This is a genomic window from Nocardia sp. CA-136227 (assembly GCF_050955695.1).
Taxonomy (GTDB): Bacteria; Actinomycetota; Actinomycetes; order Mycobacteriales; family Mycobacteriaceae; genus Nocardia.
This window is the reverse complement of the sequence record NZ_CP192081.1, coordinates 268,004-291,953: the sequence shown is the minus strand read 5'-3', so window position 1 is coordinate 291,953 and position 23,950 is coordinate 268,004. Positions and strand designations below refer to the sequence as shown.

The following is a 23,950-nucleotide window of genomic DNA, read 5'->3' as shown; positions in this document are numbered from 1 at the left end:
TTCGCCCGTAACCGCTCTCACCGTTCGGCGTGCACCGCCAGGGCCCGCCGGGCGTAGGCGCGCACGTCCGCGTCGCTGTCGGCGTGGGCGGTTTCGAGTGCGACGCGGGCCGCTTCGGACTCCGGCCAGACGCTGAGCGTCAGCACCGCGGCCTTGCGGATGTCCGGGTGGATGTCGGTGAGCGCCGCGCTCAAGGCCGTCACGGCGTGCTCCGGGCCGACCCCGGCCAGCCCGCGCGCCGCGCCCTCCCGGATCTGCCAGGCCGAATCACCCAGTGCGGCGGTCAGGATCGCGGTATCGGCATCCCCGCCGAGCCGGGCGAGCGCGGTGAACGCGGCCGCGCGCACCAGCGGATCGCGGTCCAGGGCGAGGGCGCGCACGGTGTCGGCACCGCCCTGACCGATGGTGGCCAGGCCGCGGGCGGCGGCGATGCGGACCTCACGGTTGTCGTCGTGCGCGGCCGCGGTCAGCGCGGGCCAGTCGTCCAGCGACACCAGCGCGTGCACCGCCTGGATGCGGACGCGGTGGTCCGCGTCGACCGAGGCCTTGCCGAACAGTTCGGCCGTCCCGGCGCGCAGTGAGCGCAGCAGATCCACGACGGCCGCGCGCACGAACGGGTCGGCGGAATCGGCGTGCTCCGCGAGCCCCGTTGCGGCGGGCAGGATTTCGGCGAGTTCGCGCAGGCCCGCCACCGCGGCGGCGCGCACCTCGGCGTCCTCGTCACCGAGTGACGCGACCAGTTCGCCGGCGAATCCGTCGGGCGTGTTCTCGGTGAGTACCGCGAGGGCGTTCGCCCGCACCCGCGGGTCCGAATCGGACAGGAAGGGGCGCAGTTCCGCGACGCCGGGCGCGTCCAGGCTCAGCAGCAGCGCGATCCGGGGCGCGACAACGTCTTTCGCCGTCCGCCCCGCCGGGGCGTGTGAGCGCACCTGGGCCCCGAGGTTGGGCGGGGTGCCGATCAGCGCGGGCTGCTCGACCGGGATGACCGCCGTGTCGGTGCCGGGCAGGTCGTCCAGTCCCGGCACGGGCACGAAATACGGTGCGACGGGCCGCTTCAGGAACTCCATGTCCCCGTCGGCGGTCTTGCGCAGGTTCAGGTGGTACCGCCATTCGACGTCGTCGCGGGCGGGCAGGTCGGCGCGCTCGTGATAGAGCCCCCACCGGGATTCGGTGCGGGTGAGCGAGGAGCGGGCGGCCATCTCCGCGCAGTCGCGGATGAAGCTGACCTCGGCGCAGCGCATGAGTTCGTGCGGGGTGCGCGCGCCCATGGCGGTGAGATCGCCGCGCATGCGGTCGAAGGTCTCGATCGCGAGGGAGAGTTTGGCGGCCGTCTTGGGCGGGGCCACATAGTCGTTCACGAAGCGGCGCAGCTTGTATTCGACCTGCTGCTGCGGCGGCCCGTCGGGTTGGCGCAGCGGCCGGTAGACGAGTTCGTGGGCGGCGGCCAACTGGTCGGCGGGCAGTGCGCCGGGTTCGGGCAGCTCACCGAGGGTGGAGGCGGCGTGCGCTCCGGCGAGGTCGCCGTAGACGAACGCGCCGATCATGTAGTTGTGCGGCACGCAGGCCAGGTCACCGGCGGCGTAGAGACCGGGCACGGTGGTGCGGGCGTTCTCGTCGACCCAGACGCCGGACGCGGAATGCCCACTGCACAAACCGATCTCTGAGATGTGCATCTCGATGTCGTGGGTGCGGTAGTCGTGGCCGCGATTGGCGTGGAAGGTGCCGCGGGTGGGCCGTTCGGTGGTGTGCAGGATGTCCTCGAGCGCCTCGAGGGTTTCGTCGGGCAGGTGCGAGACCTTCAGATAGATGGGCCCACGCGCGGATTCGATCTCCCGTTTGACCTCGGCCATCATCTGGCCGGACCAGTAGTCGGAGTCGACGAACCGCTCGCCGAGCGCGTTGACCTGGTATCCGCCGAACGGATTGGCGACGTACGCGCAGGCCGGGCCGTTGTAATCCTTGATCAGCGGGTTGATCTGGAAGCATTCGATCCCGGACAGCTCGGCCCCGGCGTGATAGGCCATGGCGTACCCGTCGCCCGCGTTGGTGGGGTTCTCGTAGGTGCCGTACAGGTATCCGGAGGCGGGCAGCCCGAGCCGCCCGCACGGCCCGGTGGCCAGGATGACGGCCTTGGCCCCGACCGCCACGAATTCCCCGGTGCGCGTGTTCAGGGCGGCCGCGCCGACCGCCCGCCCGTTCTCGGTGAGCACCCGCACCGGCATCAGCCGGTTCTCGATGCGGATGCGCTCGCGCATGGTGCGCTGCCGCAGCACCCGGTACAGCGCCTTCTTGACGTCCTTGCCCTCCGGCATGGGCAGCACGTAGGACCCGGACCGGTGGACCCGCCGCACGGCGTATTCGCCGTAGGCGTCCTTCTCGAATTTCACGCCGTAGCGCTCCAGCCGCTGCACCATCGCGAAACCGCGGGTGGCGGTCTGATAGATGGTGCGCTGGTTGACGATGCCGTCGTTGGCGCGGGTGATCTCGGCGACGTAGTCCTCGGGTTCGGCCTTGCCGGGGATGACGGCGTTGTTGACGCCGTCCATGCCCATGGCCAGCGCCCCGGAGTGGCGGACGTGCGCCTTCTCCAGCAGCAGCACGTTCGCGCCGGCTTCGGCGGCGGTGAGGGCGGCCATGGTGCCGGCGGTGCCGCCGCCGATGACCAGCACGTCGCAGTCGAGGCGGAGGGTGTCGTCGAGATCGGGGATTTCCATTACTTCGTCGCCTCCGTGAGCTCGCCCGAATGGTTCAGGGCGGCAATGATTTCGGACCGTAGGGCGGTGCGGTCGACGCCGGTCTCGCGCGGCCGGGGGACCTCCAGCAGGGCGCGCAGGGGTTCGCCGGCGCGGCCGAGGACGGCGATGCGGTCGCCGAGCAGCAGGGCCTCGTCCACGTCGTGGGTGACGAAGACGACGGTGGTGGGGTGGCTGTCCCAGGTGTCGACGAGCAGGCGCTGCATGGTGTCGCGGGTCTGGGTGTCGAGGGCGCCGAAGGGTTCGTCCATCATGACCGCGCGTGGCGCGCCCGCCAGGCCGCGGGCCAGCTGCACGCGCTGGCGCATGCCGCCGGACAGCGATTTGGGCAGGAAGTCGGCGAAGCCGGTGAGCCCGATCTCGGCGATCCAGCGGTCGGCCAGTTCCCGGCGTCCGGCGCGCGGCGCGCCCCGCAACCGCAGTGCCAGTTCGATATTGGCGCGCACGGTCTTCCAGGGCAGCAGCGCGTTGTCCTGGAAGACGACGGCGCGGTCGCGGTCGGTGCCCGTGACCTCGGCGCCGTCGGCGAGCACCCGGCCCGCGTCGGGGCGCAGCAGTCCGGCCAGGGCGCGCAGCACCGTGGACTTCCCGCAGCCCGAGGGTCCGGTGAGGACGAGGATCTCGCCGGGCCGCACGGTGATCGACAGGTCGTCGATGATCGGGGCTCCGGTGTAGGAGAGCCGTACCCGGTCCAGGGTCAATCCGATTCCGGCCGTGCTCATTTCGCCTCCTCGTCGCCGCGCGGCAGCCAGTGGGTGACGCGCCGCCCGAGCAGTTCCACCGCGGCGGAGGTGGTGTAGCCGAGCACGCCGATGGTGATGATGCCGACGAATACGCCCGGGTAGTCGACGATGGTGTACGCCTGCCAGGTGCGGTAGCCGACACCCAGTCGCCCCGAGATCATCTCGGCCGACACCACGCAGATCCAGGCCACGCCGAGGCCGACGGAGAGCCCGCCGAACACGCCGGGCAGGCTGCCCGGCAGCACCACCCGCCACAGCACGTCCCAGCGGTTGCCGCCCTGGGTGCGGACGGATTCCTCCCAGATGGTGGGCAGCGCCCGCACCGCGTGCCGGGTGGCGACCAGGATCGGGAAGAAGGCGGCCAGGAAGGTGATGAACACGATTCCGGCCTCGTCGTCGGGGAACAGCAGGATGGCGACCGGCACGATGGCGATGGCCGGAATGGGCCGTGCCAGTTCGGTAAGCGGTCCCACCGTGTCGGCGAACCAGCGGGAACGACCCAGTGCCACACCGGCACTCACGCCGATCACGGCGGCCAGGCCGAAGCCGCTGAGGATCCGGATCAGCGACTGCCCGAGGTCCAGATAGTAGGCGTCGGCGCCGAGCTGATGCCGGAAGGCCCGCACGATCTGGGTGACGGTCGGCAGCGTGTCGAACCGCACCCAGAGCCGAATGTGGTTGGCGGTCAGGAACTCCCAGCCCCCGATGGCGGCCAGTACGGACAGCGCCCGCACGATCCGCGACCGCCACACCGTCCGACCGGCCCGCGGGCGCGTCACCCGCGGTGCGGCCGGGGTGAGGACCGGGGCCGCCGCCGGCGCGGCGACCGCCGGGGCGCTCATACCCGGACCTCGTTCACGGCCTGGTCGAAGCCGACGATCGCGCCCGCGGCGTGCTTGGCGAGGTACCGCTGCGCGGCCGCCGGCGTGGTGAAGGGCAGGTAGTTGTCGCCGTCGCGCACCCAGATCGCCTTGTCCGCGAACCAGCGGGTGCCGAGCTCGGCGTCGGGCACGTAGGCGGCGCGCACCGTCTTACCCTGCGCCCGAGCCTGTTTCACGGCCCGCAGCAGGGCGGTCGGGTCGGCGAGGGACTGCGTCGTGTCCTGCCCGGTGAGCCAGAGCTCACCGCCGGATCCGGGCAGCGGGTTGGCGTTGATCGCCAGTTCGGCGTCGTAGTTCAGCCCGCGTTCCTGGTACGCCTGCTTCAGCGCGGCCGGGTCGACGAACTTGTCGATGTCGAGGTCGGCGAAGTCGCCGATCGACTTCAGGTACGGCACATCGCCTTTGAAGGCGGCCAGCAGCGACGGCTTCAGCGTGGTGTCGAAGGAGGTTCCGCCCGGCCCGTTGTAGAGGTACACGACCTCCGGGGCCAGCCCGGCGTTGTCCGCGACGGTCTGCGCCGCCTCCAGGGGGTGCTGGTGGATGAAGTCGGTGGCGTCGAGCTGGGCTTGCAGGAAGGCATCGAGCACCTCCGGATGCTGCTTGGCGTAGTCGCGGCGGGCGACCACGCCGTGGAAGGTCGGGACGTTCAGTTCCGCACCGTCGTAGAGCAGCTTGGCCTTGTTCTGGAACACCAGCAGGCCGGGCCAGGCCACGAACTGCGACAGCGCCGCCACCTGACCGGATTCCAGTGCGGAGGAACCGATCTGGGGTTGCTGGTTGAGCACCTCCACCCCGGACTTGGGGTCGATGCCCGCCCGGGTGAGCGCCTGGACCAGGGTGCCGTGCCCGGCCGAGCCGACGCTCGCCGAGATCTTCTGCCCGGCCAGGTCATTGATGGACTGCGCCTTGGAGTCGGGCGCGACGACCACCATGTTCAGCGCGCCCTTGGGGTTGTAGCCGGTGATGGACACCAGCTCGGTGCGGGAACGCTCATTGGCCTGGGTACGGGAGCCGTTGATGAGCAGCGGGTAGTCGCCCATGGAGCCGATGTCGATCTTCTCCGCCACCATCTGCGCGGTGATCGGCGCGCCGGTGTCGTAGTCCTGCCACTCCACCTGGTACTTCGCGCCGCCCTTGGCGCTCAGCGCGTTCAGGCGTTGCTCCAGGAAGCCCTTGGCCTTCAACAGGGTTCCGGCGGTGACGGTATTGATGGTCTTGGACTGGTAGCCGATGACGACCTTGACGGTGTCGCCGTTGCCGGCGTTCTCGAGCGAGCAGCCGGACACGGTCAGGGCGAGGGCGGAGGCGAGGGCCGCGGCGATGACGCGGGCGGGGCGGTACTTCATGGGTTTCCTCAGCGGGTTGGGCTCAACGCAGCAGGTAGGGCATGTTGACGGTGACGGCGCCGGTGGGACAGCGGGCCGCGCAGGGGCCGCAGTACCAGCACTCGTCGACGTGCATGTACGCCTTGCCGTTGTCGGGGTTGATCGCCAGCGAGTCCAGCGGGCAGATCTCCACGCAGAGCGTGCAACCCTGGATGCACAGCGATTCGTCGATGGTCACCGGGACATCCGCCCGGTTCTCGGCCAAAGCCATCTAGGTCAACCTCCAGTCGGTGCCCGGGTCGGCATCGGGTGAGCGTTCCGGCGGCCGGATCAGGCTGCCGCGCATGGTGATCCGGTCGCCGCGCATGCGGATGTACTCGAGGTCGACGGGGCGGCCGTCCTCCAGCGAGGTAAGGCGCTCGAGCAGCAGCAGCGCGCCGCCCTCGGGCATCTGCAGGGTCATGGCCGAGTGCGCGTCCGCGGTGATGGCCTCCAGGGCCAGTTCCGCCGAACCGAGCGGGCCGCCGCTGATCTGCTCGATGAGCGCGAACACGTCATTGGTCTCGAGGTCGCGGGTGACGACCTCGTCGCCGATGCCGGGGACCAGGTAGGTGAGGTCCAGGCTGAGCGGCAGGTCACCGAACCAGCGCAGCCGCTCGATGTAGACGGCCTGCTCGCCGGGTTCGAGCCGCAGCTTGCGGGCGACCGCGGGCGGCGGGCTGACCCGGCGGGCGGCGCGCACCTCGTTGCGGACCTCGCCGTGGCCGCGCAACGTCTCCTTCAAACCGAGCAGGGCATCGAGGCCGTGGTCGTATTTGCGGCGCGCGACATGCGTTCCGATCTTCGGGGCGCGCTCGATCAGACCTTCGTCCTTGAGCAGCGCGAGCGCGTCGCGAACGGTGTTGCGGGACACGCCGAATTCCGCGGACAGCGCCGCCTCGGCGGGCAGCGCGTTGTCGAACGCGCTCGCGTGGATCTGCTGACGCAGCACATCCGCCACGTGGCGGGCGCGATCCGCCCGGCGTTCGGGGGCGCGCAGCGGTACCGGTTCCGGCGACACCTCGACTCCTTTCTACGCCGTTGACCTGCGGTTTCAGAACTGTAGCGGCGAAAATGGGGCCGTCCGGACCGCTCACCGCGCCCCTGCGCCGGCGATGCGGTTCTGCGCCGCCCGCCCGAGCGCGCGGCCTGCCGGAATGCGGTCGAATCGGGGTATTGCGCCACCCGCGCCGGGAGTGCGCGCCTTGGAATCACACTGAGCGGAATGCGTGTGCGCGACAGCGGACTCGAGTGGGGTGGGGATTCGGGCCGCCGCTCGAGATGTGAGAAGAGAATGTGGCGTGCGCCACTCGTCCCGCGCGGCTCGATCCGTGCCGCGGCTGGCTTGAAATATCAACCGGCGCAAAAGATTCGGTGACTCAGGAGGTTGCCCGGAGGGTTTCGCGCCGACGCGCCGCGACAGGCCCGGGACTGCCGGGAGGATCGCGCTTACCTTCCGTTCCTCGTGATCGGAATGATACTTTGATCCTATGTCTGCCAGCCGCCCCTCTTCCGCGCCGCGGGTCACCTACGTGACCGTCGCGCTGGGCGTTCGGCTGCCGCGGCAACGGGAACTGTGTTGTCCCTGCCGTCGCGCAGTCGAGTTCTGACCGGATCGTCCAGGCATTTCCGCCGGGTCGTAATCCGGGTTCCTCGCTGCACCGCTGAAACCTTCATGTAGGCATTCGTCCACCCGTCGACCGGGTGGACCGCAGCAAGGATTCGACACAGTGTCCAGCCCCACGCTCGACCGCACCCATACCGCCGTCTCCACCGCGACCACGCGGCCCGCTCCGGCGCGCCCGGCCGTGCCCCCGGAGTTGCGGATCACCGACAACCCGGCGGCCGCCGTGCTGCGCGCCGCCACTCGCGGCCCGATCTTCCGCGATGTCGCCGCGCAGACCACGGGTCTGAGCATCGCCACCGTGAATCGCCAAGTGTCCGCGCTGCTTACGGCCGGACTGCTGCGTGAGCGCGCCGATCTGACCGCGTCCGGCGCGGTGGGCCGCCCCCGGGTGCCGTTCGAGGTCGACACCGACTCGTACGTGACGCTGGGCGTGCACATCGGCTTCACCGTGACCCGCATCGTGGCCGCGGACCTGTCCGGCCGCATCCTCGGCGGGCTCGAAATCGCCACGCCCCAAACGGGTCAGGACGCGGCGCTGACCATAGTGGCCCGCAGCGCCAAGGCCTTCCTGGACCGGTTGCCGCGGCGGCGGCCGCTGTGGACCGGCGTCGCGCTGGCCGGTCGAGTGGATCCGGCGGCCGGGGTCGTGGACCATCCCCGCCTGGGCTGGCAGGCCGCGCCGGTGGCGGCGGTCTTCAGCAGCGTGCTGGACCTGCCGGTCTCGGTGTCCGCGCACGTCGAGGCGATGGCCGCGGCGGAGCTGCTGCTCACCCCGCGCGACCCGGCCGAGGAGAACCGGCCCGGCAGCAGCCTGTTCGTGTACGCCCGCGAAACCGCCGGTGTCGCGGTCACTCTGCACGATCGCGTGCACACCCCCACCAACGGCCCAGGCTCCATCGCGCATCTCCCGACCGGCTCGGACGCCGATTGCACCTGCGGCCGGCGCGGTTGCTTGGAGGCCACCATCGGTGAGCGCGCCCTGTTGGAGCGTGCCGTGCGCAAGGGCATCCTGCCCAAGCCGGAGGCCCCGCGCCGCCCGGCCGTCACCGATCTGTACCGGGCCGCTGACGCGGGCCATGCCGATGCCCGTGACCTGCTCATCGAGCGGGCCGAAATCCTCGGCCGCACAGCGGCTCTGGTGCGTGACATGTTCAACCCGGACCGGGTGGTGCTGGGCGGTCAGGCGTTCACCGGCTGGCGGCCGGGCATGGAGCGGGTCGCCAAGGCCTTCGCGGAGTCGACCACGCTGCCCGCGGCGGATCTGCGGATCAGCCGATTCGGCGGCCGGGTGCAGGAATTCGCGGCGGCGGTCACGTCGGTGAGCGCGTTCTACGCCGATCCGCTCTCGGCCATGCGCCGGGCGACGCGGACCCGCTGACCCACCGCACGCGAAGTCCCCGCCGGGTGATTCCGGCGGGGACCTACGCTGTATCCCCGCCCCGGAGAGCGTGATCGGTGGCGAACCACACGGCCACCTCGGCCCGGCCACTCGCTCCGAGCTTGCCCGCGATGTTGTGCACGTGCACTTCGGCCGTCCGCTCGGAAATCCCTAGCGCCCGGGCTATCTGGCGGTTTGTCCGGCCGCGCGCCACCAGCGCCGCCACCTCACGCTCGCGCCGGGTGAGCAGCGGCTTCCCGGCTCGGTGCGGAAGCGAGACGTCGAGATCGTCGAGGACCTCGGCGAGGTATCCGGCGGTGTCGGAGCGCACCCGGTCCGCACCGATCCGGCGGTGTTCCTCGAAGGCCGCCGGGCCGAGCGTGGCGACCGCGTTGCCGAATGTCTCGGTCAGCCAGCGCATCCCGAACGGCACCGTCATGGCGCCGATCGCGGCGGCGAGGGCCTCGGCGGCGCCGAGCAATTCGGCCATGCGCGTGAGTCTGGAACCGCTCAACGCGACCGCGGACGCCACCATCAGACCGACGCTCGCCCCGTACAACCCGCCGGCATCGAGGAAGGCGACCAGGCAAGCTCGTGCCTCGGTCCTGGCCTCGTCGATCCGATCGGTGCGCCACGCCGCGACCGCGCGGATCAGGGCCGCCCAGCCCAAGGCCTCACGATCCCCGATCACCCGCATGATCCGGTCGGCCGCCTCGGCATCGCGGGCGGCCGCGACATAGTCTTCCTTCCCGAGTTCGACGCCCGCCAGCATGATCAGGCCCCAACCGTGGGCCAGCCCCCCGGTTTCGCCGGCCGCGGTGATGAGCGCCACGGACTCGTGGATCAGGCTCTCGGCGGGGGCCAGCTCGTCGTCGAATGCCGCTGTGAGCCCTCGATATTGCAGTGCGCGGGCCAGGCCGCGATCGTCGTCGAGCCCCCGGAATGTCGCCGCGGCGACCTCGAGCGCCGCCGCGGCGGCCGCCCGGTCGCCATGGATCATCGCCAGGTCACCGACCCCGACGTGGGCCCAGGCGGTGAACCACTCATCGACCTCACCGGACATCGCGAGGACGGTCGCGAGCCACCGCAATCCCTCCCGGAAATGACCGTGCAGCTGCCAGAAGTGCGGCAGCGCCCCGGCGAGCCGGATCGCGGTGCCGGCATCACCGGATTCGATGCTGTGCGACAGCGCGGCGCGCAGGTCGGGGTGCTGGGCCTCCAACCGGTTCGCCCACGCGTGCTCCGCATAGGTCCGGAAGGCGGCGCCGGCGCGCTCGGCGAGATCGCGGAAGTAGGACGCGTGGACATTCCGCAGTTCGCCCAGGTCCCCCGATTCGCGCAGATGCGCGCGGCCGTAGCTTTTCACCGTCTCCAGCAGGCGATAGGGCGCGGGTCCCGCGGCGGGGTCGAACGAGACCAGCGATTTGGCGACGAGACCGGCGAGGAGTCCCGCGCTGTCCCCGTCGGACCGTGCGCAGCCGACTCCGTCCACCTCCTCGATTCCGAAGCTGCCCGCGAAGATCGCGAGTCGGTCGAACAGTGTCTGCTCGGCCGGACTCAGCAGTCGGTAACTCCAGTCCATGGTGGCGACGAGCGTGCGATGATGCCGGATGGCGGCCCTGTTTCCACTGGTCAGCAACCCGAACTGGTCGTCCATGAGGGTCGCGATCCGCTCGACGTCGAGCGCTGCGGCTCTCGACGCGGCCAGCTCGATCGCCAGCGGGAGGCCGTCGAGATAGCGGCAGATCCGCGCGGCTCCGGCAGCGGTCGCCGCGGTCATCGTCAGGTTCGGCTGCACCGCCCGAGCCCGCTCGAAGAACAGCGCGACGCTCTCCGCGCCGGTCACGACCGCGAGATCCTGATCGCCGGTCGCGGACGGCAGCGCGAGTCCTCCGACGCGCAGGACGCCCTCACCCGGTATCTCGACCAGTTCCCGGCTCGTGGCCAGAATCCGCAACAGGCCGCAGCGCTCGAGCAGCTCGGTCACCACGGTCGCCACGGACTCGACGACGTGTTCGCAATTGTCGAGCACGATCAGCGCGGCCGACGCTTCGAGACGGACCGCCAGGGAATCGGTCAGGGAACGCCGGCGATGCTCGGGAACCCCTACGGCCCCGGCGATGGCGTGCGGTACGAGCGCGGGGTCGGTGATCGAGGCGAGTTCGACCAACCAGCAGCCGTCCACGAAATCATCGCTGCGCGCCAGCGCGACCTCGAGCGCTAGCCGACTCTTGCCGGCGCCGCCCGGCCCCGTGATGGTGACGACTCGATAGGTCTGGAAAAGCTCCTGGATCCTCGCGAGATCGGCATGACGTCCGACGAAGCTCGACAGCGGCCTCGGGAGATTGTTCAGCGGAGGAGCGAGCTCCCAATCGCTGGGCGTCACTGTCGGAGCCTACGCGTACCCCACCGGTGCCCGGAAGTACGTGATTCCCCCAATAGCGGTCCGATGCGGCCCGGACCGATTCTGATCTGGAGAGCCGGTCACAGCCCGGCGATCGTGACGGCATCGACAATCGATCGAGGTGAGAGCAATGAGTTGGGACAGCACACACGAATGGTGGCGGGCACTGCACGACGTGGCCGCGGAGATCGAGAACCGACGAGACGGCGAGCTGCCCTGGCGCGCCGAACACGCCGCGGTGTTCGGCGACCCGGGCGGACTGATCGCGGCGCTTCGCTACCGCTGGAATCTGATGGTGCGAGCGCACGAGGACGAGCTCGCCGGCGCGGACGGAGAGGCGCGCGAGCGCGAGCTGATCGAGGCCAATCAGGGTGTATTGCAGGTCTTGCGGGCGGCCGGGCATCACGAACCCGCCGCCGTGCCCGCGTTCGCCGCGGCCTGAATCCGTCGAACCTCGGTTCGTACCCGGGAGGCCGGGCCGGATGGTCCACGATCCGGCCCGGCCCCGGGTCCCGCCCCACGCGCGAGGCCCATTGCGCGTGGTGCGGGGTACCGCCACCCGCCCCGGAGTCCCCTTCCAGCCGGGCGGCGGTGGTCTCAGGCGGCCCGCGCCTGCGGGGTCAGCCCCCACTCGCGCGCCAACAGGCGGTGCGACCGCACCCGGTCCTCGTGGTCGAAAGCCACACTGGTGACCAGGATTTCGTCCGCGCCGGTCAGCTTGCGCAGGGCGTCGAGGCGTTCGGCGACGGTGGCCGGGGAGCCCACCAACTGGGTGGTCACCCGATCGTCGACCAGCCTTTGCTGCGGACCCGACAGCGCGGGCGCGGTATCGGGGTCGAGGTAGTCGGCCGCACCCGCGCCGCTGCGGATGGAGTACACCCAGTGCCCGTAGCTGGAGGCCAGGTGCCGGGCGGTGGCGTCGTCCTCGGCGACCAGCACATCGGCGGACACCACCACGTACGGCCGCGGGAAGCGGGCCGAGGGCCGGAACGCCGCCCGGTACGCCTCCACGGTCTCGACGATGGTGCCGGGCGACACGTGGTAGTTCGCCGCGAACGGCAGCCCGAATCGCCCTGCCAGTTGCGCGCTTTCGCCGCCGCTGCTGCCGAACAGCCAGGGCTGCACGTCCGCGCCCTCGCCCGGGACGGCGTGCAGTTCCACGCCGTCGGTGGTCACGAAGCTGCCGTCGAGCAGCGCGAGGATCTCCTCGACCTGCTCGGTGTACGGCAGTGGCCGCGACCCCGGGAGGTGCAGGGTCTCCAAAGCCGCCTTCACCCTGGTGAAGTCGAGCAGCTGGCCGGGGTAGAACGGCGGCGGGAGCACCACGCCGTCGCGGACCTCGGTGGGCCGCGGCGGGGCGGGCACCGGCGGCACGCCCGCCGATCGCAACTGTTCGCCGCGTTGTCCCGAGCGGCCCAGCCCCAGGTCCAGCCGGCCCGGGTAGAGGGCGTCGATGGTGCCGAACGCCTCCACCACGGAGATCGAGGTGTGGTGACCGAGCTGTACGGCCGCCGAGCCGACCCGGATGGTGTCGGTGGCGGCGGCGATCAGCCCGATGAGTGTGGTCGGCGCCGCGCTGGCCACCCGCACGAAGTGATGTTCGGCGACCCAGAACCGGTGGTAGCCCAGCTTTTCCGCGTGCCGGGCCAGGTCGACGGTATTGCGGAGGGCCTGCCGGGGCGTCGAGCCGGCGCTGATCGGCGACAGGTCCAGCACGGACAGCGGGATGGTCATAGCGACCGCCCCCGCCGCGGATCCTGTTCGCCCGCTTCGACGGCCAGCGGCAGCCGGTTCTCCGCCGGGGCGATCGGGCAGGTCGCGTAGTCGGTGAAGGCGCACGGCAGGTTGACCGCGCGATTGAAGTCGAGCAGCACGCTGCCGTCCGCCGCGGGCCGGGACAGATCCAGTCGCCGCGCGCCGCCGTAGGTGGTGACGCCGCTGGTGCCGTCGGTGAACAGCACGTGCAGGCCGAGGGCCTCGCTGCCGAACACCACCAGTTCGCGACGCTCACCGTCCAGGTCGAAAGTGACTGTGCCGGTTGCGGTGTGGTGATGCTCGAGACCGTCCACGACCGCGCCGGTGGTGACGACACGGGTCTGCGCGAAGGGCTCGAAATAGCCGGTCACGATCCACCGCTGCCGCGGTTCGTAGACGGGGATCTCGGTGAACGCCGCCAGGGTCGGCGCGGCGGGATCGTGCACGCGCAGCGCGAACTGCCCGGTCCGCCGGATCACCTCGATGATGCGGTCACCGGTGTGGACCTGGAGACCCGGCGCGCCCTCGCCGGGCGTGATCGCGGCCTCGCCGCTCAGCGCCACCCCGTCCAGCAACAGCTCCGGCTGTTCCGAATCGACCGTGACATAGACGTTCTCGCTGTCCGCGCGCCACCGGCCGGGCAGCCCGTCGACCGTCTCCGGGTCGGCCCCCAGCCAGTGCAGCCCGGTGAGGCTGAGCCAGCCCAGGGGTTGGCGCGCCCAGGCGGCGCGTTCGGTGCGGAAGGCGGCCCATTGCTGGTCGTAGGTGGTTTCGATGGCGGTCATGAGGCGCGTACTCCTTCGGTGCCGTGATGGAGGTGGCGCAGGCCCAGGTGTTCGCGCAGGGTCGCGCCGGTGTACTCGGTGCGGAAGCTGCCCAGGGACTGCAACTCCGGGACGACCTTGTCGACGAATTCGTCGAGCCCGGTCGGGGTCAGATGCGGGACCAGGACGAAGCCGTCCGCGGCGTCGGATTGCACGTAGCGGTCGATCTCGGCGGCCACCTGCCGGGGCGTGCCGACGAACTGCTGGCGGGCGGTGGTGGCGATGATGAGGTCGCGGATGGAGAGCTGCTCGGCGGCGGCCTTGGCCCGCCAGGCCTCGGCGACGGCGAGCGGGTCGCGGGCGTGGCGCACCCGTCCGCGGGTGATGTTCGCGTCGTCCACGGGGTCGATGTCGGGCAGCGGTCCGTCCGGGTCGTAGGCGGAAAGGTCACGGCCCCAGACCTGTTCGAGGAAGGCGATGGCGGTCTGCGGCGTCACCTGCTGGCGCCGGATGTGCCGGGCGCGTTCGGCGGCGTCCTCGGCGGTGTCGCCGAGCACGAAGGCGGCGGCGGGCAGGATCTTCAGGTCGTCGCGCCCCCGGCCGTACTTGGCGAGCCGGTCCTTCACGTCGCGGTAGAAGCGCTGTCCGTCCTCGAGTTCGCCGTGCGCGCTGAAGATGACATCGGCCTTGGCGGCGGCGAATTCGCGGCCTTCGTCGGAGTCGCCCGCCTGGATCTGCACCGGGTAGCCCTGCGGGCCGCGGGGCAGCACGAACCGGCCTTCGATCTCGAACTGGTCGCTGCTGAACCGGGCCTGCGGGACGGGCTGGGCGAAAACGCCGCGCTCCCGGTCGATCACGAGGGTGTCGGCGGGCCAGCTGTCCCACAGCGCGCGGGTGGCCTCCACCACCTCGTGTGCGCGGGTGTAGCGCTTGGCGTGCTCCAGGTAGCCGCCGCGCCGGAAGTTCTCGCCGGTGAAGGCGTCCGAGGAGGTGACCGCGTTCCAGGCCGCGCGACCGCCGGACAGGTGGTCGAGCGAGGCGAATTGCTTTGCCAGTTCGAACGGTTCGTTGAAGGTCGTGTTGATGGTCCCCGCCAGCCCGAGGTGGGTGGTGACGGCCGCCAGCGCGTTGAGCACCGTGAAGGTGTCGGGCCGGCCGACCACGTCGAGGTCGTGGATGCGGTCGCGGTGTTCGCGCAGCCGCAACCCCTCGGCGAGGAAGAAGAAGTCGAACAGGCCGCGTTCGGCGGTGCGGGCCAGGTGCACGAAGGAGTCGAAGTCGATCTGGCTGCCCGAGTCCGGGTCGGTCCAGACGGTGTGGTGGTTGACGCCCGGGAAGTGGGCCGCGAGGTGAATCTGCTTGCGTATCCGATGGTCCGGCATGGCGATGACTCCTCAGGCGTGGGCGTAGCGGCCGACGGGCCGGGGCAGGCCCAGCCGCTCGCGCAGGGTCGGGGTGAGGGCGGGCAGCTGCGGCAGGGCGGCGGCGAGCGCCAGCGGGCGCAGCACCACACCGTCGGCGGCGCAGTCGGTTTCGATGCGGCGCAGGATGCCGCGCAGTTCCGCGGGGGTGCCGATGTGGAAGACGCTGACCGGAGCGGGCGAGGCGGTCCAGTCCTCCAGCTCGGCGACCTCGAGGGCGGCGGCGTCCGCGGTGTCGGCGAGATGGATGTCGAGGTCGAGCAGCACCCGCACCCGGTTCGGGTCGCGTCCGGCGGCGGCGATGGCAGACCGCAGTTCGGAACGGGTGGCGGCGGCGGTCGCGAGATCCGGTGCGGCGATCCGGATCAGGTCGGCGCGGTGCACGGCGACGCGGGTGCTGTGCGGGTCGGCGGCGCGCACCGCCACCGGCGGCTGTCCCTGCGGCGGACGCGGGGTGATGGACGGTCCCTTCACCGAGAAGTGCTCGCCCGCGAAGTCGATGTAGTGCAGCCGGTCGCGGTCGATGAATCGGCCGGTGGCCTGGTCGCGGATCTCGGCGTCGTCGTCCCAGCTGTCCCACAGCCGGGCCACCACCTCGACCGCCTCGTCCGCCTCCGCCCAGCGGGAGCGTTCGTCCTGCTCGGGTTTGCGGCCGAACAGCCGCGCCTCCCCCGCCCCGACGGCCACCTCCCAGCCCGCCCGGCCCGCGGCCGCGAAGTCCAGGCTGGCAATGGCTTTGGAGAGATGGAAGGGCTCGGTGTGGGTGACCGAGGCCTGCGGGATCAGGCCGATGCGCCGGGTCTCGGCGGCGGCGCGCGCGGCCACCGCCACCGCGTCCAGGCGGCCGATGGCCCCGGCGGATTGCAGGGTGAAGGAGTCCGGCAGGAACGCCAGCTCGATGCCCGCGTCCTCGGCGGCGCGCAACGCGTCCACCCAGTACCGGGCGTCGAAGAGGTCCTCGGCGCGGGAGTCGGCGCGCCGCCAGGAGGCGGGGTGCGCGCCGGTGCCGGACAGTTCCAGGCCCAGCAGCAGCGGAGTCGGATGCGGCATCAGGCTGTCCTTTCTAGCGGTAGCGGGTGATCGGGGGTGGCAGCCCGGGGGACGGCCGCGAGCAGTTCACGGGTGTAGTCGTGTCGCGGTCGGTCGAAAACCTCGGCGGTGGCTCCGGTTTCGACGACACCGCCCTGACGCATGACCGCGACACGATCGGCCAGGCGACGGACCACCCCCAGGTCGTGGGAGATGAACAGGTAGGCCAGGTCCAGTTCGGCCTGGAGTCGTTCGAGCAGGTCGAGGATCTGCGCCTGCACCGAGACGTCCAGGGCCGAGACCGGTTCGTCCAGCACGAGCAGCTCGGGGCGCGGGGCCAGCGCGCGGGCGATGGCGACCCGCTGCCGCTGCCCGCCGGACAACTCCGCCGGGCGGCGATCCAGGAAGGCGGCGGGCAGCGCCACCTGATCCAGCAGCTCGGCCACCGCGGCACGTCGTGCGCGCCGATCGCCGACCCCGAACGCCTGCAAGGGTTCCGCCACGATTCGTCCGACCGTCAGCTTCGGGTTCAGGGAGACGTACGGGTTCTGGTAGACGACCTGGACGCGACGACGCAGCGCCCGCAGGTCCGAACCGCGCAGGGCGGTGACGTCCTGCCCGTCGAAGGTGACGCTGCCCGCGTCGGGCGCGGTCAGCCGGGCGATGATGCGGGCCGTGGTCGACTTGCCCGAGCCGGATTCACCTACCACGGCCAGGGTTTCACCGCGATGGACCTCCAAGGACACGTCGTTCACCGCGTCGACGGTGAAATCCCTGGTGACGCGGAAGGACTTGCGCAGACCGGTCGCCGCCAGCAGCGGGGTCCCGTGTTCGCGGACCGGACGCGCGGGCGCACCGAGGCTCGGCACGGCGGCGATCAACCGCCGGGTGTACTCGTGCCGCGGATTGCCCAATACCTCCGCCGCCGTGCCGGTCTCGACGATCAGGCCGTCCCGCATCACCGCGATGCGGTCCGCCTGTTCGGCCGCGACGGCCAGGTCGTGGGTGATGAGCAGCACCGCGGTCCCCGATTCCGCGGTCCGCGCGGCCAGGAGATCGAGAATGCGGCGCTGCACGGTGACGTCCAGCGCGCTGGTCGGCTCATCGGCGATCACCAGTTCGGGCCCGCAGGCCAGCGCGATCCCGATCAGTACCCGCTGCCGCTGTCCGCCCGACAGGTCCTGGGGATACTGGCGGGCCCGCAGCTCGGGGCGGTCCAGCCCGGCCTGCTCGAGGATCGCGACCGCCTCGAGGTCGGCGGTGCGGCGATCGGCCCGGCCGTGGATGCGCAGCACCTCCCCCACCTGCCGTCCGATGCGCAGCACCGGATTGAGCGAGGTGCCCGGATCCTGCGGAACCAGTCCGACGCGCGCGCCCCGAATCCGTTGCAGCGCGCCCGGAGACGCCCGGTCGAGCCGCTCCCCGTCGAAGGTGATCTCCCCGGCGGTGATCACCCCACCCTGCAGCAGCCCGATCACGGCGTGGGCGAGAGTGGACTTGCCCGAACCGGATTCGCCCACCAGCGCGAGCGTCTCCCCGCGCCGGACCTGGAGCGAGACGCCGCGCACGGCGGGTGTCGCTCCGCCGCGGCCCCGATACTCGACCTGTAGCCCCTCGATGTTCAACAGCTCGGTCATCGGGCCTCCTTCTGCATGGCGCGGGCGATCCGCTGGGTGGACAGCACCAGCACGACGATGACCAGCCCCGGCAGGGTGGTCAGCCACCACGCGGTGGCCAGGTAGCCGCGGCCCTCCGACACCAGCGAGCCCCATTCCGGGGTGGGCGGCACCGCGCCGTAGCCGAGGAAGCTCAGCGACGCCACGAACAGGGTCACCACGCCGAAGTCGACGGCGGCCAAGGCCGCCACCGGCCCGTACGCATTGCGCAGGATGTGGCGGAACAGCACGATGTGCCAGCGCACGCCGGACGCGAACGCGGCCTCCACGTAGGGCGCGTTGCGCACCCGCAGCACCTCGCCGCGCATCACGCGCGCGAACCTGGCGATCAGCGAGATGCCCACGGCGATGGCCACATTGCGGGTGCCCAGCCCCAGCACGGTGATGGTGGCCAGGGCGAGCAGCATGTCGGGAATCGAGAGCACCACGTCGACCACGCGCATGATCGCGGTGTCGATCACGCCGCCCGCCGCACCCGCGACCAGCCCGATCAAGGCGCCGGTCACCAGCCCGATCAGCACGGCGAACACGGTCGCGCTCAACGACAGTGCCGCGCCGTGCACCACCCGGGTATAGAGGTCACGCCCGAGATTGTCGGTGCCGAACCAGTGCTGGAGGCTGGGGCCGCGCAGCTTCTGCGCGGGCACGCCGCGCAGAGGATCACCGCTCGCGAACACGGCCGGGGCGACAGCCCAGGCGCACACCAGCGCGACGACCGCGCCCGCCGCGACGGTTCCCGGATTGCGCCGCGCCCACGCCGCGGCCGCGGTCCCGCCGGCGAGGGCCTCGCGGCGGAACGTCCGGTCGGACTCGGCCCGAAGTGCCAGGTCAGACATCGGACCACTCGTCATCCGCGTCCCAGAAGGCGATGCCCGGGTCGAGCAGGGGGTGGGTCAGGGTGATGACCCGCAGCGTCGATCGCGGGCCGCCCGAGTAGGCGCGCAGCCGCGCGCGCAGATCACGGATCACATGCCGGGGCGGGGTCGGCGAACGGTCAGGCATGAGCACGCTCCTTCGTCGAGTTCCTGTGCACCACACGGGGGTCGAGCAGGGGGTACGCGAGATCGACCAGCAGATTGACGGTCACGAAGGCCAGGGCGGCGAACACGACGATGCCCTGGACGACCGGGATGTCCTGGCGCAGTACGGATTCCTGCGCCAGTCGGCCGATGCCCGGGCGGGAGAACACCGTCTCGGTGACCACCGCCCCGGCCAGCACGGTGCCGGTCCACAATCCCGACACCGTCAGTGCGGGGGCGGCGGCCGGGCGCAGGACGTGACGCAGCTGCACCCACCAGCGGGACGCGCCCTTGGCGAAGGCGACCTCGACGAACGGCTGCCGCCAGGTCGCGGCCAGGCTCGCGTGGAGGACCTGGGCGATGACCGCGCCGACCGGGATGGCCAGGGTGATCGCGGGCAGGATGGTCCCGCCGAATCCGGAGCCGCCGAACGCGGGCACCAGTTTCAACCGGAACGAGAACAGCTGCAGGAGCAGCAATCCCACCCAGAAGCCCGGCATCGACGCCCCGACAGCGGGCAGCGAGGTGAGCAGCCCGCGCAGCCGGGGACGTTCGGTGTACGCGGCCGCCAGGGCCAGCGCCCCGCCGGCCGCCACGGCCAGCAGCAGCCCGGTCGCCGCCAGCGCCAGCGTCGAGGGCAGGGCGTCGCCCAGCGCCGCGGTGACGGTCTGACCGGTGGAGATGGAGTGGCCGAGGTCGCCGCGCACCGCGTGCGACAAGGCCGTCCAGTACTGGGCCCACAACGACTGGTCGAGACCGTAGCGTGCCCGCATCTCCGCGACCGCCGCGGCGTCGACGGGCGTGCCGGTGGCCGCGTCGGCCGCCAGCGCCACCGGGTCGCCGGGCAGCAGGTACAGCCCGGCGAAGGACAGCGTGAACGCCGCCCACAGCACGCCGATGGCCTGCAGCACCCGTCCGATCACGTAGCGGCCCATGGGTTTACCGCGCCAGCCAGGTGTCGTGGAACTGCAGTCGCGCCGAGGCCTCGAACTTCACCCCGGCCACCGTCTTGCCGACGCCGATGGCCTGCGAGAGTTCGATGGTCGGAATCCACAGGCCCTGGTCGAGGACCGCGGTCTGGGCGTCGCCGATGATGCGGGCGCGCGCGGCCGGGTCGGTGGCCGACAGCTGCTGGGCCAGCAGGGCGTCGAGGGGTTCGGCGGGGCCGCGGGCGTTCAGGTTGCGCTGGTCCACCGCGAAGGTGGTGCGCAGGATGTCGCCGTCGGCGCGGGTCGAGTTGTAGTAGTTGAAGTCGAAGTCCTTGCAGTTCTGGCGCACGGTCGATTCCGCCACCGACAACGGCTCCAGCCGCAGGTCGAAGCCGACCGCCCGCAGCTGCTGCTGGGTCAGCTCGAGAATGGGCTGGTTGGCGGAGAACACGGGGGCGAAGATGACGCCCGCGCTCAGCCGCTGTCCGTCCTTGACCCGGATACCGTCCGCGCCCGGCACCCAGCCGGCCTGGTCGAGCTGCTTCTTCGCGGCGTCCGGGTCGAACTTCACCCGCGCCGAAAGATCCACATAGCCGGGCGTTTTGGAGGCGAGCACGCTGCTGGCGGTCTTGAACTGCGGCCCGAGCACGGTGTCCACCAGTTCCTTGCGGTTGATGGCGGGTAGCAGCGCGGCCCGGACCGCCGGATCGCGCAGCACGCCCCGGGTCACATTGGCCTGCAAGCCGAACGGGACGCCCGGGTTGGCGGTGAACTGCACGCGACCGCCGCCGCCCTCGATCTGCGCCACGTCCTGCGGCAGCGCGTCGCTGATGGCGTCGAGCTGGCCGGAGGCGAGACTGCCGGTCCGCACCCCGGATTCGGGGACCACGGTGAACACGATCTTGTCCAGATGCGCCTCGCCCTGGCCGGCGAAAACCGCGGAGCCCCACGCATACCCGGCCCGCTTGACCAGGGTGGCGGAGGCGTTCTGCTTCCACTCCGCGTAGGTGAACGGGCCGCTGCCGACATTGGCGCCCAGGCACCGCTCCTCGGCGGCCTTGGCGGCGGTGGCCTCGGACTGGATGCCCAGCTGCGGGGTCGAGGTCGCCTGCAGGAACTGGGCGTTCGGACCGGCGAAGTCCACCCGCACGGTGCGCGGATCCAGCACCGTGCTGCCCGCGTACCCGGCCAGGTAGCTCGCGGCCAGCGGCGCCTTCGCACCACCGAGCGCGACGATCGAATCGAAGTTCCGCCGCACCGAGTCCGCGGTGAGCGGGGTGCCGTCGCTGAAGGTGACGCCGTCGCGCAGGTGGAAGGTGAACGACCTGGCGTCCGGGGAGACGGTCCAGGTGTCGGCCAGCCACGGTTTCAGCTGACCGGTCTCCGGGTCCTGATCGACCAGCGAGTCCACGACCTGCCGGGTCACATAGATCGTCTGATTGGTCGACGACTGCGCGGGATCGGAGCAGGTCGGGGCCGAGGACAGGCCGTAGCGGAGGGTGCCGCCCGCCTGCGGCGGACCCGACGGCTCACCACTGCCGGTGGCGGCGTCCCCGCCGCCGCACCCGGCGAGCGTGACGGCGGCGGCGAACACTCCCGCCAGGGCCACGGGTCGGGTGGTGCGCGCGAGCAGGGAACGGGTCATCGGGGATCTCCAGCGGGGTAACGGTCGGCGCCGAGCGGTCGGCTCGGAATGCGGTGGCGCAGTTCGGGAGCGACCTCGGCCTGGAACAGTTCGAGGCTGTCGCGGTGCTCGGCCTCGGTCCGGCCGTCCGCGTCCGCGCTGAGGTGGATGACCTCGTGGCCGAAGCGCTCGTGATAGCGGCTCACCTTGTCCAGCACCTGTTCCGGGCTCCCGATGAGCGCCGAGGACCGGGCCGCGAAGTCCTCGACGGAGTCGAACACGATGGGCACGTCGAACTTCCGCGCCACCGCCTGCCGCGCCTCGAAGACCGGCCGGTACCGGTCGAGCGCCTCCTGCGAGGTCCGGGTCACCAGGAACCCCGCCGTGCCCGCGCCCACCAGCGCCTCGGCCGGGTCGTGGCCGTAGGCCGCCCAGCGTTCCCGGTAGTGGTCGATCAGTTCGGCGTACGGCTCGATCGGGTAGGTGACGTTCGCGGAGAACAGCGGATCCCCGTGCAGCGCCGCGTAATCCGCGGATTCACGACTGGTCGCGCTGCCGTGCCAGATGCGCAGCCGCGGCTGCAACGGCCGGGGCAGCGCCTTGGCCTCGGTCAGCGCGGGCCGGAACCGGCCCGACCAGGTGACGCTGTCGCTGTCCCACAGCTTCCGGAACAGTTCGTAGCCTTCGCGATTGCGATCCCACTGGTCGTCGGTGGTGACGTGGAACAGCTTGGCCTGCGCCGCGCCGTTGCCCTTCCCGATGATCAGTTCCAGCCGGCCGTCGGAGAGGTTGTCCAGCGTCGAGTAGTCCTCGAAGGCGCGCACCGGATCCAGCAGGCTGAGCGTGGTGACACCGGTGAACAGGGCCAGCCGCGAGGTGACGGCCGCGAGATGGCTGAGCACCACGGGCGGGGCCGCGGAGATGAACGGATCCTCGTGCCGCTCCCCCACCGCGAAGCCGTCGTACCCGAGCTCCTCGGCCAGGCGCGCGCTGTCGACGACCCGCCGCAACCGCTGCCGGGGCGACTCGGTCCCGCCGGTCACCGGGTCCGGAGTGTGGGTGATCAAGGTCAGCAGCAGGAATTTCATGCCGGGATCGCCTGCTCTCCGGCCTCGATGAACTTCTCGAACGGGTGCACGTAGCCGACTTCCTTGCGCACGTCACGCGGCAGCGCGGTGTATCCGGCCGCCGTGTACAGGGCGACGGCCTCCGGCTGGCGCGGCCCGGTGGTCAAATAGATGCGCGTGTAGCCGCGCCGCGCGATCTCGGCTTCCAGCTGATCGAGCACGAAGCGCCCCAGCCCTTTTCGCCGGTGCTCGGCGGCGGTCCAGATCCGCTTGAGCTCGGCGGTCTCGGCGTCGTACCGCTGGAACGCGCCGCCCGCCACCGTTTCCCCGTTATCCACAACTATCAACAGGTCGCCCTGTGGAGGAGCGAAGTGACTGGCCGAATACCCGGTCAGATCCGCGTGCACCTCCCCCGGCGTCCCGCCGTACCGGCTGCTGTACTCGATGGCCAGCTCCGCCAGCAGCGGCGCGGCCAGGGGATCGTGTTGCCCGACATGGAAAACCCTGCGCGACATGCTCATCCCTTCTTCTTGGGCAGTCCGGGCGGATTGATCCGCGACTGCGGCACGGCCTCGCCGCTCAGACCCCAGCGGTCCAGCACCTGCTTGTAGAGCCCGTTGTCGATGGCGTACTGGATGGCGGCCCGCAGCGGACCGGCCAGGCCGTTGTCCTTCTTGGTGAGGACCCCGATCTCGGCCTGGAGCGCGTCGCCCGCGCCGGAAAGGGTCGTGACCACCTTGGTCTGGCCGGCGGAGGCGGCGTGATACTGCGCCGACGGGTTGGGGCCGAGGTAGCCGTCCAATCGGCCCGAGGACAGCGCCAGGTAGTAGTCGCTGGTCTTCTCGTAGTAGGCGAGATCGATCTTGGGCAGACCCGCGGCGATATTGTCCTCGTTCCACTTCACCAGCAGCTGCTCCTGGTTGGTGGCGGTTCCGACGCCGATCGTCTTGCCCGCCAGCGACTTCCGGTCCTGATAGGTCCAGGTCGCGTCCTTGGGCACTTCCAGCGCGATATTGTCCAGGCGGTAGGTGGCGAAGTCGTACTTCTCCTTGCGCTCCTCGGTGACGGTGACATTGCTGATGAAGACGTCCGCCTCACCCGAGTCGACCTTCACGAAGTTCTGCGCCCAGTCCCCGATGCGGGTCTCCACTTTCAGGCCGAGCAGGTCGGCGAGCAGGTAGGAGATGTCGGCGTCGGAACCGATGGGGGTGCGGTCGTCGGTGGCGTAGAAGCGCAGCGGCGGTGTCGCGCCCACCGATCCGGTCACCACCAGCGTCCCGCGATCCCGCACGGCGGCGGGCAGCTGCGCCGCGAGAGCGTCCACCTTGGCGGCGTGCACCCGGCCGGACTGCGCCGGGGACAGGTCGTAGCTCAGTCCGTTGACGGTATTGGAGGCGGGAGCGTCACTGTCGCCGTCCTTGCCACAGGCGCTCGCCGCGAACAGGCCGAGCACGGTGAGTGCGGCGAGTGCGGTGATCCGTCTGCGACGGCGTGCCTGAGGCATGGGAGGTTCCTT

Annotated in this window: 21 protein-coding genes; 2 read left to right on the top strand and 19 right to left on the bottom strand. The window is 71.1% G+C overall.

The genetic code is table 11. The features are described 5' to 3' along the window. Nucleotides 1-17: 17 nt before the first annotated feature. The 6 genes from ACQP06_RS01340 to ACQP06_RS01315 are packed head-to-tail and all read right to left on the bottom strand — an operon-like array spanning nucleotide 18 to nucleotide 6,762. Entirely contained in the window at nucleotides 18-2,714 is a 2,697-nt protein-coding gene (locus tag ACQP06_RS01340; RefSeq protein ID WP_433669889.1) for a fumarate reductase/succinate dehydrogenase flavoprotein subunit, read from the bottom strand. Further along, on the bottom strand, nucleotides 2,714-3,475 hold the full coding sequence (locus ACQP06_RS01335; protein ID WP_433669887.1) for an ABC transporter ATP-binding protein: 762 nt from the start codon (nucleotides 3,473-3,475) through the stop codon (nucleotides 2,714-2,716). The genes ACQP06_RS01340 and ACQP06_RS01335 overlap by 1 nt, the downstream gene beginning before the upstream one ends. Further along, nucleotides 3,472-4,338, bottom strand: coding sequence for an ABC transporter permease (locus ACQP06_RS01330; protein WP_433669885.1), 867 nt, complete (start codon nucleotides 4,336-4,338; stop codon nucleotides 3,472-3,474). Before ACQP06_RS01330 ends, ACQP06_RS01335 begins: the two co-directional genes overlap by 4 nt. Then, entirely contained in the window at nucleotides 4,335-5,723 is a 1,389-nt protein-coding gene (locus tag ACQP06_RS01325) for an ABC transporter substrate-binding protein (protein ID WP_433669883.1), read from the bottom strand. The genes ACQP06_RS01330 and ACQP06_RS01325 overlap by 4 nt, the downstream gene beginning before the upstream one ends. A 22-nt stretch (nucleotides 5,724-5,745) precedes the next feature. Next, the gene (locus ACQP06_RS01320; RefSeq protein WP_357087910.1) at nucleotides 5,746-5,973 is read right to left on the bottom strand and encodes a 4Fe-4S dicluster domain-containing protein; all 228 of its coding nucleotides are present in this window, start codon (nucleotides 5,971-5,973) and stop codon (nucleotides 5,746-5,748) included. After that, nucleotides 5,974-6,762, bottom strand: coding sequence for a GntR family transcriptional regulator (locus ACQP06_RS01315; protein WP_433669881.1), 789 nt, complete (start codon nucleotides 6,760-6,762; stop codon nucleotides 5,974-5,976). It lies immediately after the preceding gene. A 709-nt stretch (nucleotides 6,763-7,471) separates the two neighbouring features. Here ACQP06_RS01315 and ACQP06_RS01310 point away from each other — a divergent pair. Further along, the gene (locus tag ACQP06_RS01310; protein WP_433669880.1) at nucleotides 7,472-8,746 is read left to right on the top strand and encodes an ROK family protein; all 1,275 of its coding nucleotides are present in this window, start codon (nucleotides 7,472-7,474) and stop codon (nucleotides 8,744-8,746) included. A gap of 43 nt (nucleotides 8,747-8,789) precedes the next feature. Here ACQP06_RS01310 and ACQP06_RS01305 read toward each other — a convergent pair whose 3' ends face one another. Further along, on the bottom strand, nucleotides 8,790-11,132 hold the full coding sequence (locus ACQP06_RS01305) for an ATP-binding protein (protein WP_433669878.1): 2,343 nt from the start codon (nucleotides 11,130-11,132) through the stop codon (nucleotides 8,790-8,792). Nucleotides 11,133-11,280: 148 nt separating this feature from the next. On the opposite strand from ACQP06_RS01305, the gene ACQP06_RS01300 reads away from it, so the two are divergent. Continuing rightward, complete coding sequence (locus ACQP06_RS01300; RefSeq protein ID WP_433669876.1) at nucleotides 11,281-11,592, top strand: hypothetical protein; 312 nt, start codon at nucleotides 11,281-11,283, stop codon at nucleotides 11,590-11,592. Between the two features lie 155 nt (nucleotides 11,593-11,747). Here ACQP06_RS01300 and ACQP06_RS01295 read toward each other — a convergent pair whose 3' ends face one another. From ACQP06_RS01295 to ACQP06_RS01240, 12 genes are read right to left on the bottom strand one after another with little or no spacing between them, the layout of a single operon-like run. Next, nucleotides 11,748-12,884, bottom strand: coding sequence for an LLM class flavin-dependent oxidoreductase (locus tag ACQP06_RS01295; protein ID WP_433669874.1), 1,137 nt, complete (start codon nucleotides 12,882-12,884; stop codon nucleotides 11,748-11,750). Next, on the bottom strand, nucleotides 12,881-13,690 hold the full coding sequence (locus ACQP06_RS01290; RefSeq protein WP_433669872.1) for a DUF1684 domain-containing protein: 810 nt from the start codon (nucleotides 13,688-13,690) through the stop codon (nucleotides 12,881-12,883). Before ACQP06_RS01290 ends, ACQP06_RS01295 begins: the two co-directional genes overlap by 4 nt. Then, nucleotides 13,687-15,051 (bottom strand): NtaA/DmoA family FMN-dependent monooxygenase, encoded by a 1,365-nt coding sequence (locus ACQP06_RS01285; RefSeq protein WP_433669870.1) that lies wholly within the window; start codon nucleotides 15,049-15,051, stop codon nucleotides 13,687-13,689. The genes ACQP06_RS01290 and ACQP06_RS01285 overlap by 4 nt, the downstream gene beginning before the upstream one ends. 12 nt (nucleotides 15,052-15,063) lie before the next feature. After that, complete coding sequence (locus tag ACQP06_RS01280) at nucleotides 15,064-16,140, bottom strand: LLM class flavin-dependent oxidoreductase (RefSeq protein WP_433669868.1); 1,077 nt, start codon at nucleotides 16,138-16,140, stop codon at nucleotides 15,064-15,066. Beyond that, nucleotides 16,140-17,756, bottom strand: a complete 1,617-nt coding sequence (locus ACQP06_RS01275) for a dipeptide ABC transporter ATP-binding protein (protein ID WP_433669867.1) — start codon at nucleotides 17,754-17,756, stop codon at nucleotides 16,140-16,142. The genes ACQP06_RS01280 and ACQP06_RS01275 overlap by 1 nt, the downstream gene beginning before the upstream one ends. Then, a complete protein-coding gene (locus ACQP06_RS01270) occupies nucleotides 17,753-18,631 on the bottom strand; it encodes an ABC transporter permease (protein WP_433669866.1) in 879 nt (292 codons plus the stop codon). The genes ACQP06_RS01275 and ACQP06_RS01270 overlap by 4 nt, the downstream gene beginning before the upstream one ends. Beyond that, nucleotides 18,624-18,797: a hypothetical protein gene (locus tag ACQP06_RS01265; RefSeq protein WP_357087937.1), complete on the bottom strand. Its 174-nt coding sequence runs from the start codon at nucleotides 18,795-18,797 to the stop codon at nucleotides 18,624-18,626. Before ACQP06_RS01265 ends, ACQP06_RS01270 begins: the two co-directional genes overlap by 8 nt. Further along, the gene (locus ACQP06_RS01260; RefSeq protein ID WP_433669864.1) at nucleotides 18,790-19,749 is read right to left on the bottom strand and encodes an ABC transporter permease; all 960 of its coding nucleotides are present in this window, start codon (nucleotides 19,747-19,749) and stop codon (nucleotides 18,790-18,792) included. Before ACQP06_RS01260 ends, ACQP06_RS01265 begins: the two co-directional genes overlap by 8 nt. A 4-nt stretch (nucleotides 19,750-19,753) precedes the next feature. Then, entirely contained in the window at nucleotides 19,754-21,388 is a 1,635-nt protein-coding gene (locus ACQP06_RS01255; protein ID WP_433669862.1) for an ABC transporter substrate-binding protein, read from the bottom strand. Further along, the gene (locus ACQP06_RS01250) at nucleotides 21,385-22,455 is read right to left on the bottom strand and encodes an LLM class flavin-dependent oxidoreductase (RefSeq protein WP_433669860.1); all 1,071 of its coding nucleotides are present in this window, start codon (nucleotides 22,453-22,455) and stop codon (nucleotides 21,385-21,387) included. The genes ACQP06_RS01255 and ACQP06_RS01250 overlap by 4 nt, the downstream gene beginning before the upstream one ends. Next, nucleotides 22,452-22,955 (bottom strand): GNAT family N-acetyltransferase, encoded by a 504-nt coding sequence (locus ACQP06_RS01245; RefSeq protein WP_379103416.1) that lies wholly within the window; start codon nucleotides 22,953-22,955, stop codon nucleotides 22,452-22,454. Before ACQP06_RS01245 ends, ACQP06_RS01250 begins: the two co-directional genes overlap by 4 nt. Next, nucleotides 22,952-23,938 carry an ABC transporter substrate-binding protein gene (locus tag ACQP06_RS01240; protein ID WP_433669858.1) on the bottom strand — a complete coding sequence of 329 codons (987 nt, stop codon included), beginning with the start codon at nucleotides 23,936-23,938 and terminating at the stop codon, nucleotides 22,952-22,954. The genes ACQP06_RS01245 and ACQP06_RS01240 overlap by 4 nt, the downstream gene beginning before the upstream one ends. Nucleotides 23,939-23,950: the final 12 nt, after the last annotated feature.

Coding starts and splice junctions, on each gene's coding strand:
- ACQP06_RS01340 (WP_433669889.1), bottom strand. CDS start 2,714: ATGGAAATCCCCGATCTCGACGACACCCTCCGCCTCGACTGCGACGTG.
- ACQP06_RS01335 (WP_433669887.1), bottom strand. CDS start 3,475: ATGAGCACGGCCGGAATCGGATTGACCCTGGACCGGGTACGGCTCTCC.
- ACQP06_RS01330 (WP_433669885.1), bottom strand. CDS start 4,338: ATGAGCGCCCCGGCGGTCGCCGCGCCGGCGGCGGCCCCGGTCCTCACC.
- ACQP06_RS01325 (WP_433669883.1), bottom strand. CDS start 5,723: ATGAAGTACCGCCCCGCCCGCGTCATCGCCGCGGCCCTCGCCTCCGCC.
- ACQP06_RS01320 (WP_357087910.1), bottom strand. CDS start 5,973: ATGGCTTTGGCCGAGAACCGGGCGGATGTCCCGGTGACCATCGACGAA.
- ACQP06_RS01300 (WP_433669876.1), top strand. CDS start 11,281: ATGAGTTGGGACAGCACACACGAATGGTGGCGGGCACTGCACGACGTG.
- ACQP06_RS01295 (WP_433669874.1), bottom strand. CDS start 12,884: ATGACCATCCCGCTGTCCGTGCTGGACCTGTCGCCGATCAGCGCCGGC.
- ACQP06_RS01290 (WP_433669872.1), bottom strand. CDS start 13,690: ATGACCGCCATCGAAACCACCTACGACCAGCAATGGGCCGCCTTCCGC.
- ACQP06_RS01285 (WP_433669870.1), bottom strand. CDS start 15,051: ATGCCGGACCATCGGATACGCAAGCAGATTCACCTCGCGGCCCACTTC.
- ACQP06_RS01280 (WP_433669868.1), bottom strand. CDS start 16,140: ATGCCGCATCCGACTCCGCTGCTGCTGGGCCTGGAACTGTCCGGCACC.
- ACQP06_RS01275 (WP_433669867.1), bottom strand. CDS start 17,756: ATGACCGAGCTGTTGAACATCGAGGGGCTACAGGTCGAGTATCGGGGC.
- ACQP06_RS01270 (WP_433669866.1), bottom strand. CDS start 18,631: ATGTCTGACCTGGCACTTCGGGCCGAGTCCGACCGGACGTTCCGCCGC.
- ACQP06_RS01265 (WP_357087937.1), bottom strand. CDS start 18,797: ATGCCTGACCGTTCGCCGACCCCGCCCCGGCATGTGATCCGTGATCTG.
- ACQP06_RS01260 (WP_433669864.1), bottom strand. CDS start 19,749: ATGGGCCGCTACGTGATCGGACGGGTGCTGCAGGCCATCGGCGTGCTG.
- ACQP06_RS01255 (WP_433669862.1), bottom strand. CDS start 21,388: ATGACCCGTTCCCTGCTCGCGCGCACCACCCGACCCGTGGCCCTGGCG.
- ACQP06_RS01250 (WP_433669860.1), bottom strand. CDS start 22,455: ATGAAATTCCTGCTGCTGACCTTGATCACCCACACTCCGGACCCGGTG.
- ACQP06_RS01245 (WP_379103416.1), bottom strand. CDS start 22,955: ATGAGCATGTCGCGCAGGGTTTTCCATGTCGGGCAACACGATCCCCTG.
- ACQP06_RS01240 (WP_433669858.1), bottom strand. CDS start 23,938: ATGCCTCAGGCACGCCGTCGCAGACGGATCACCGCACTCGCCGCACTC.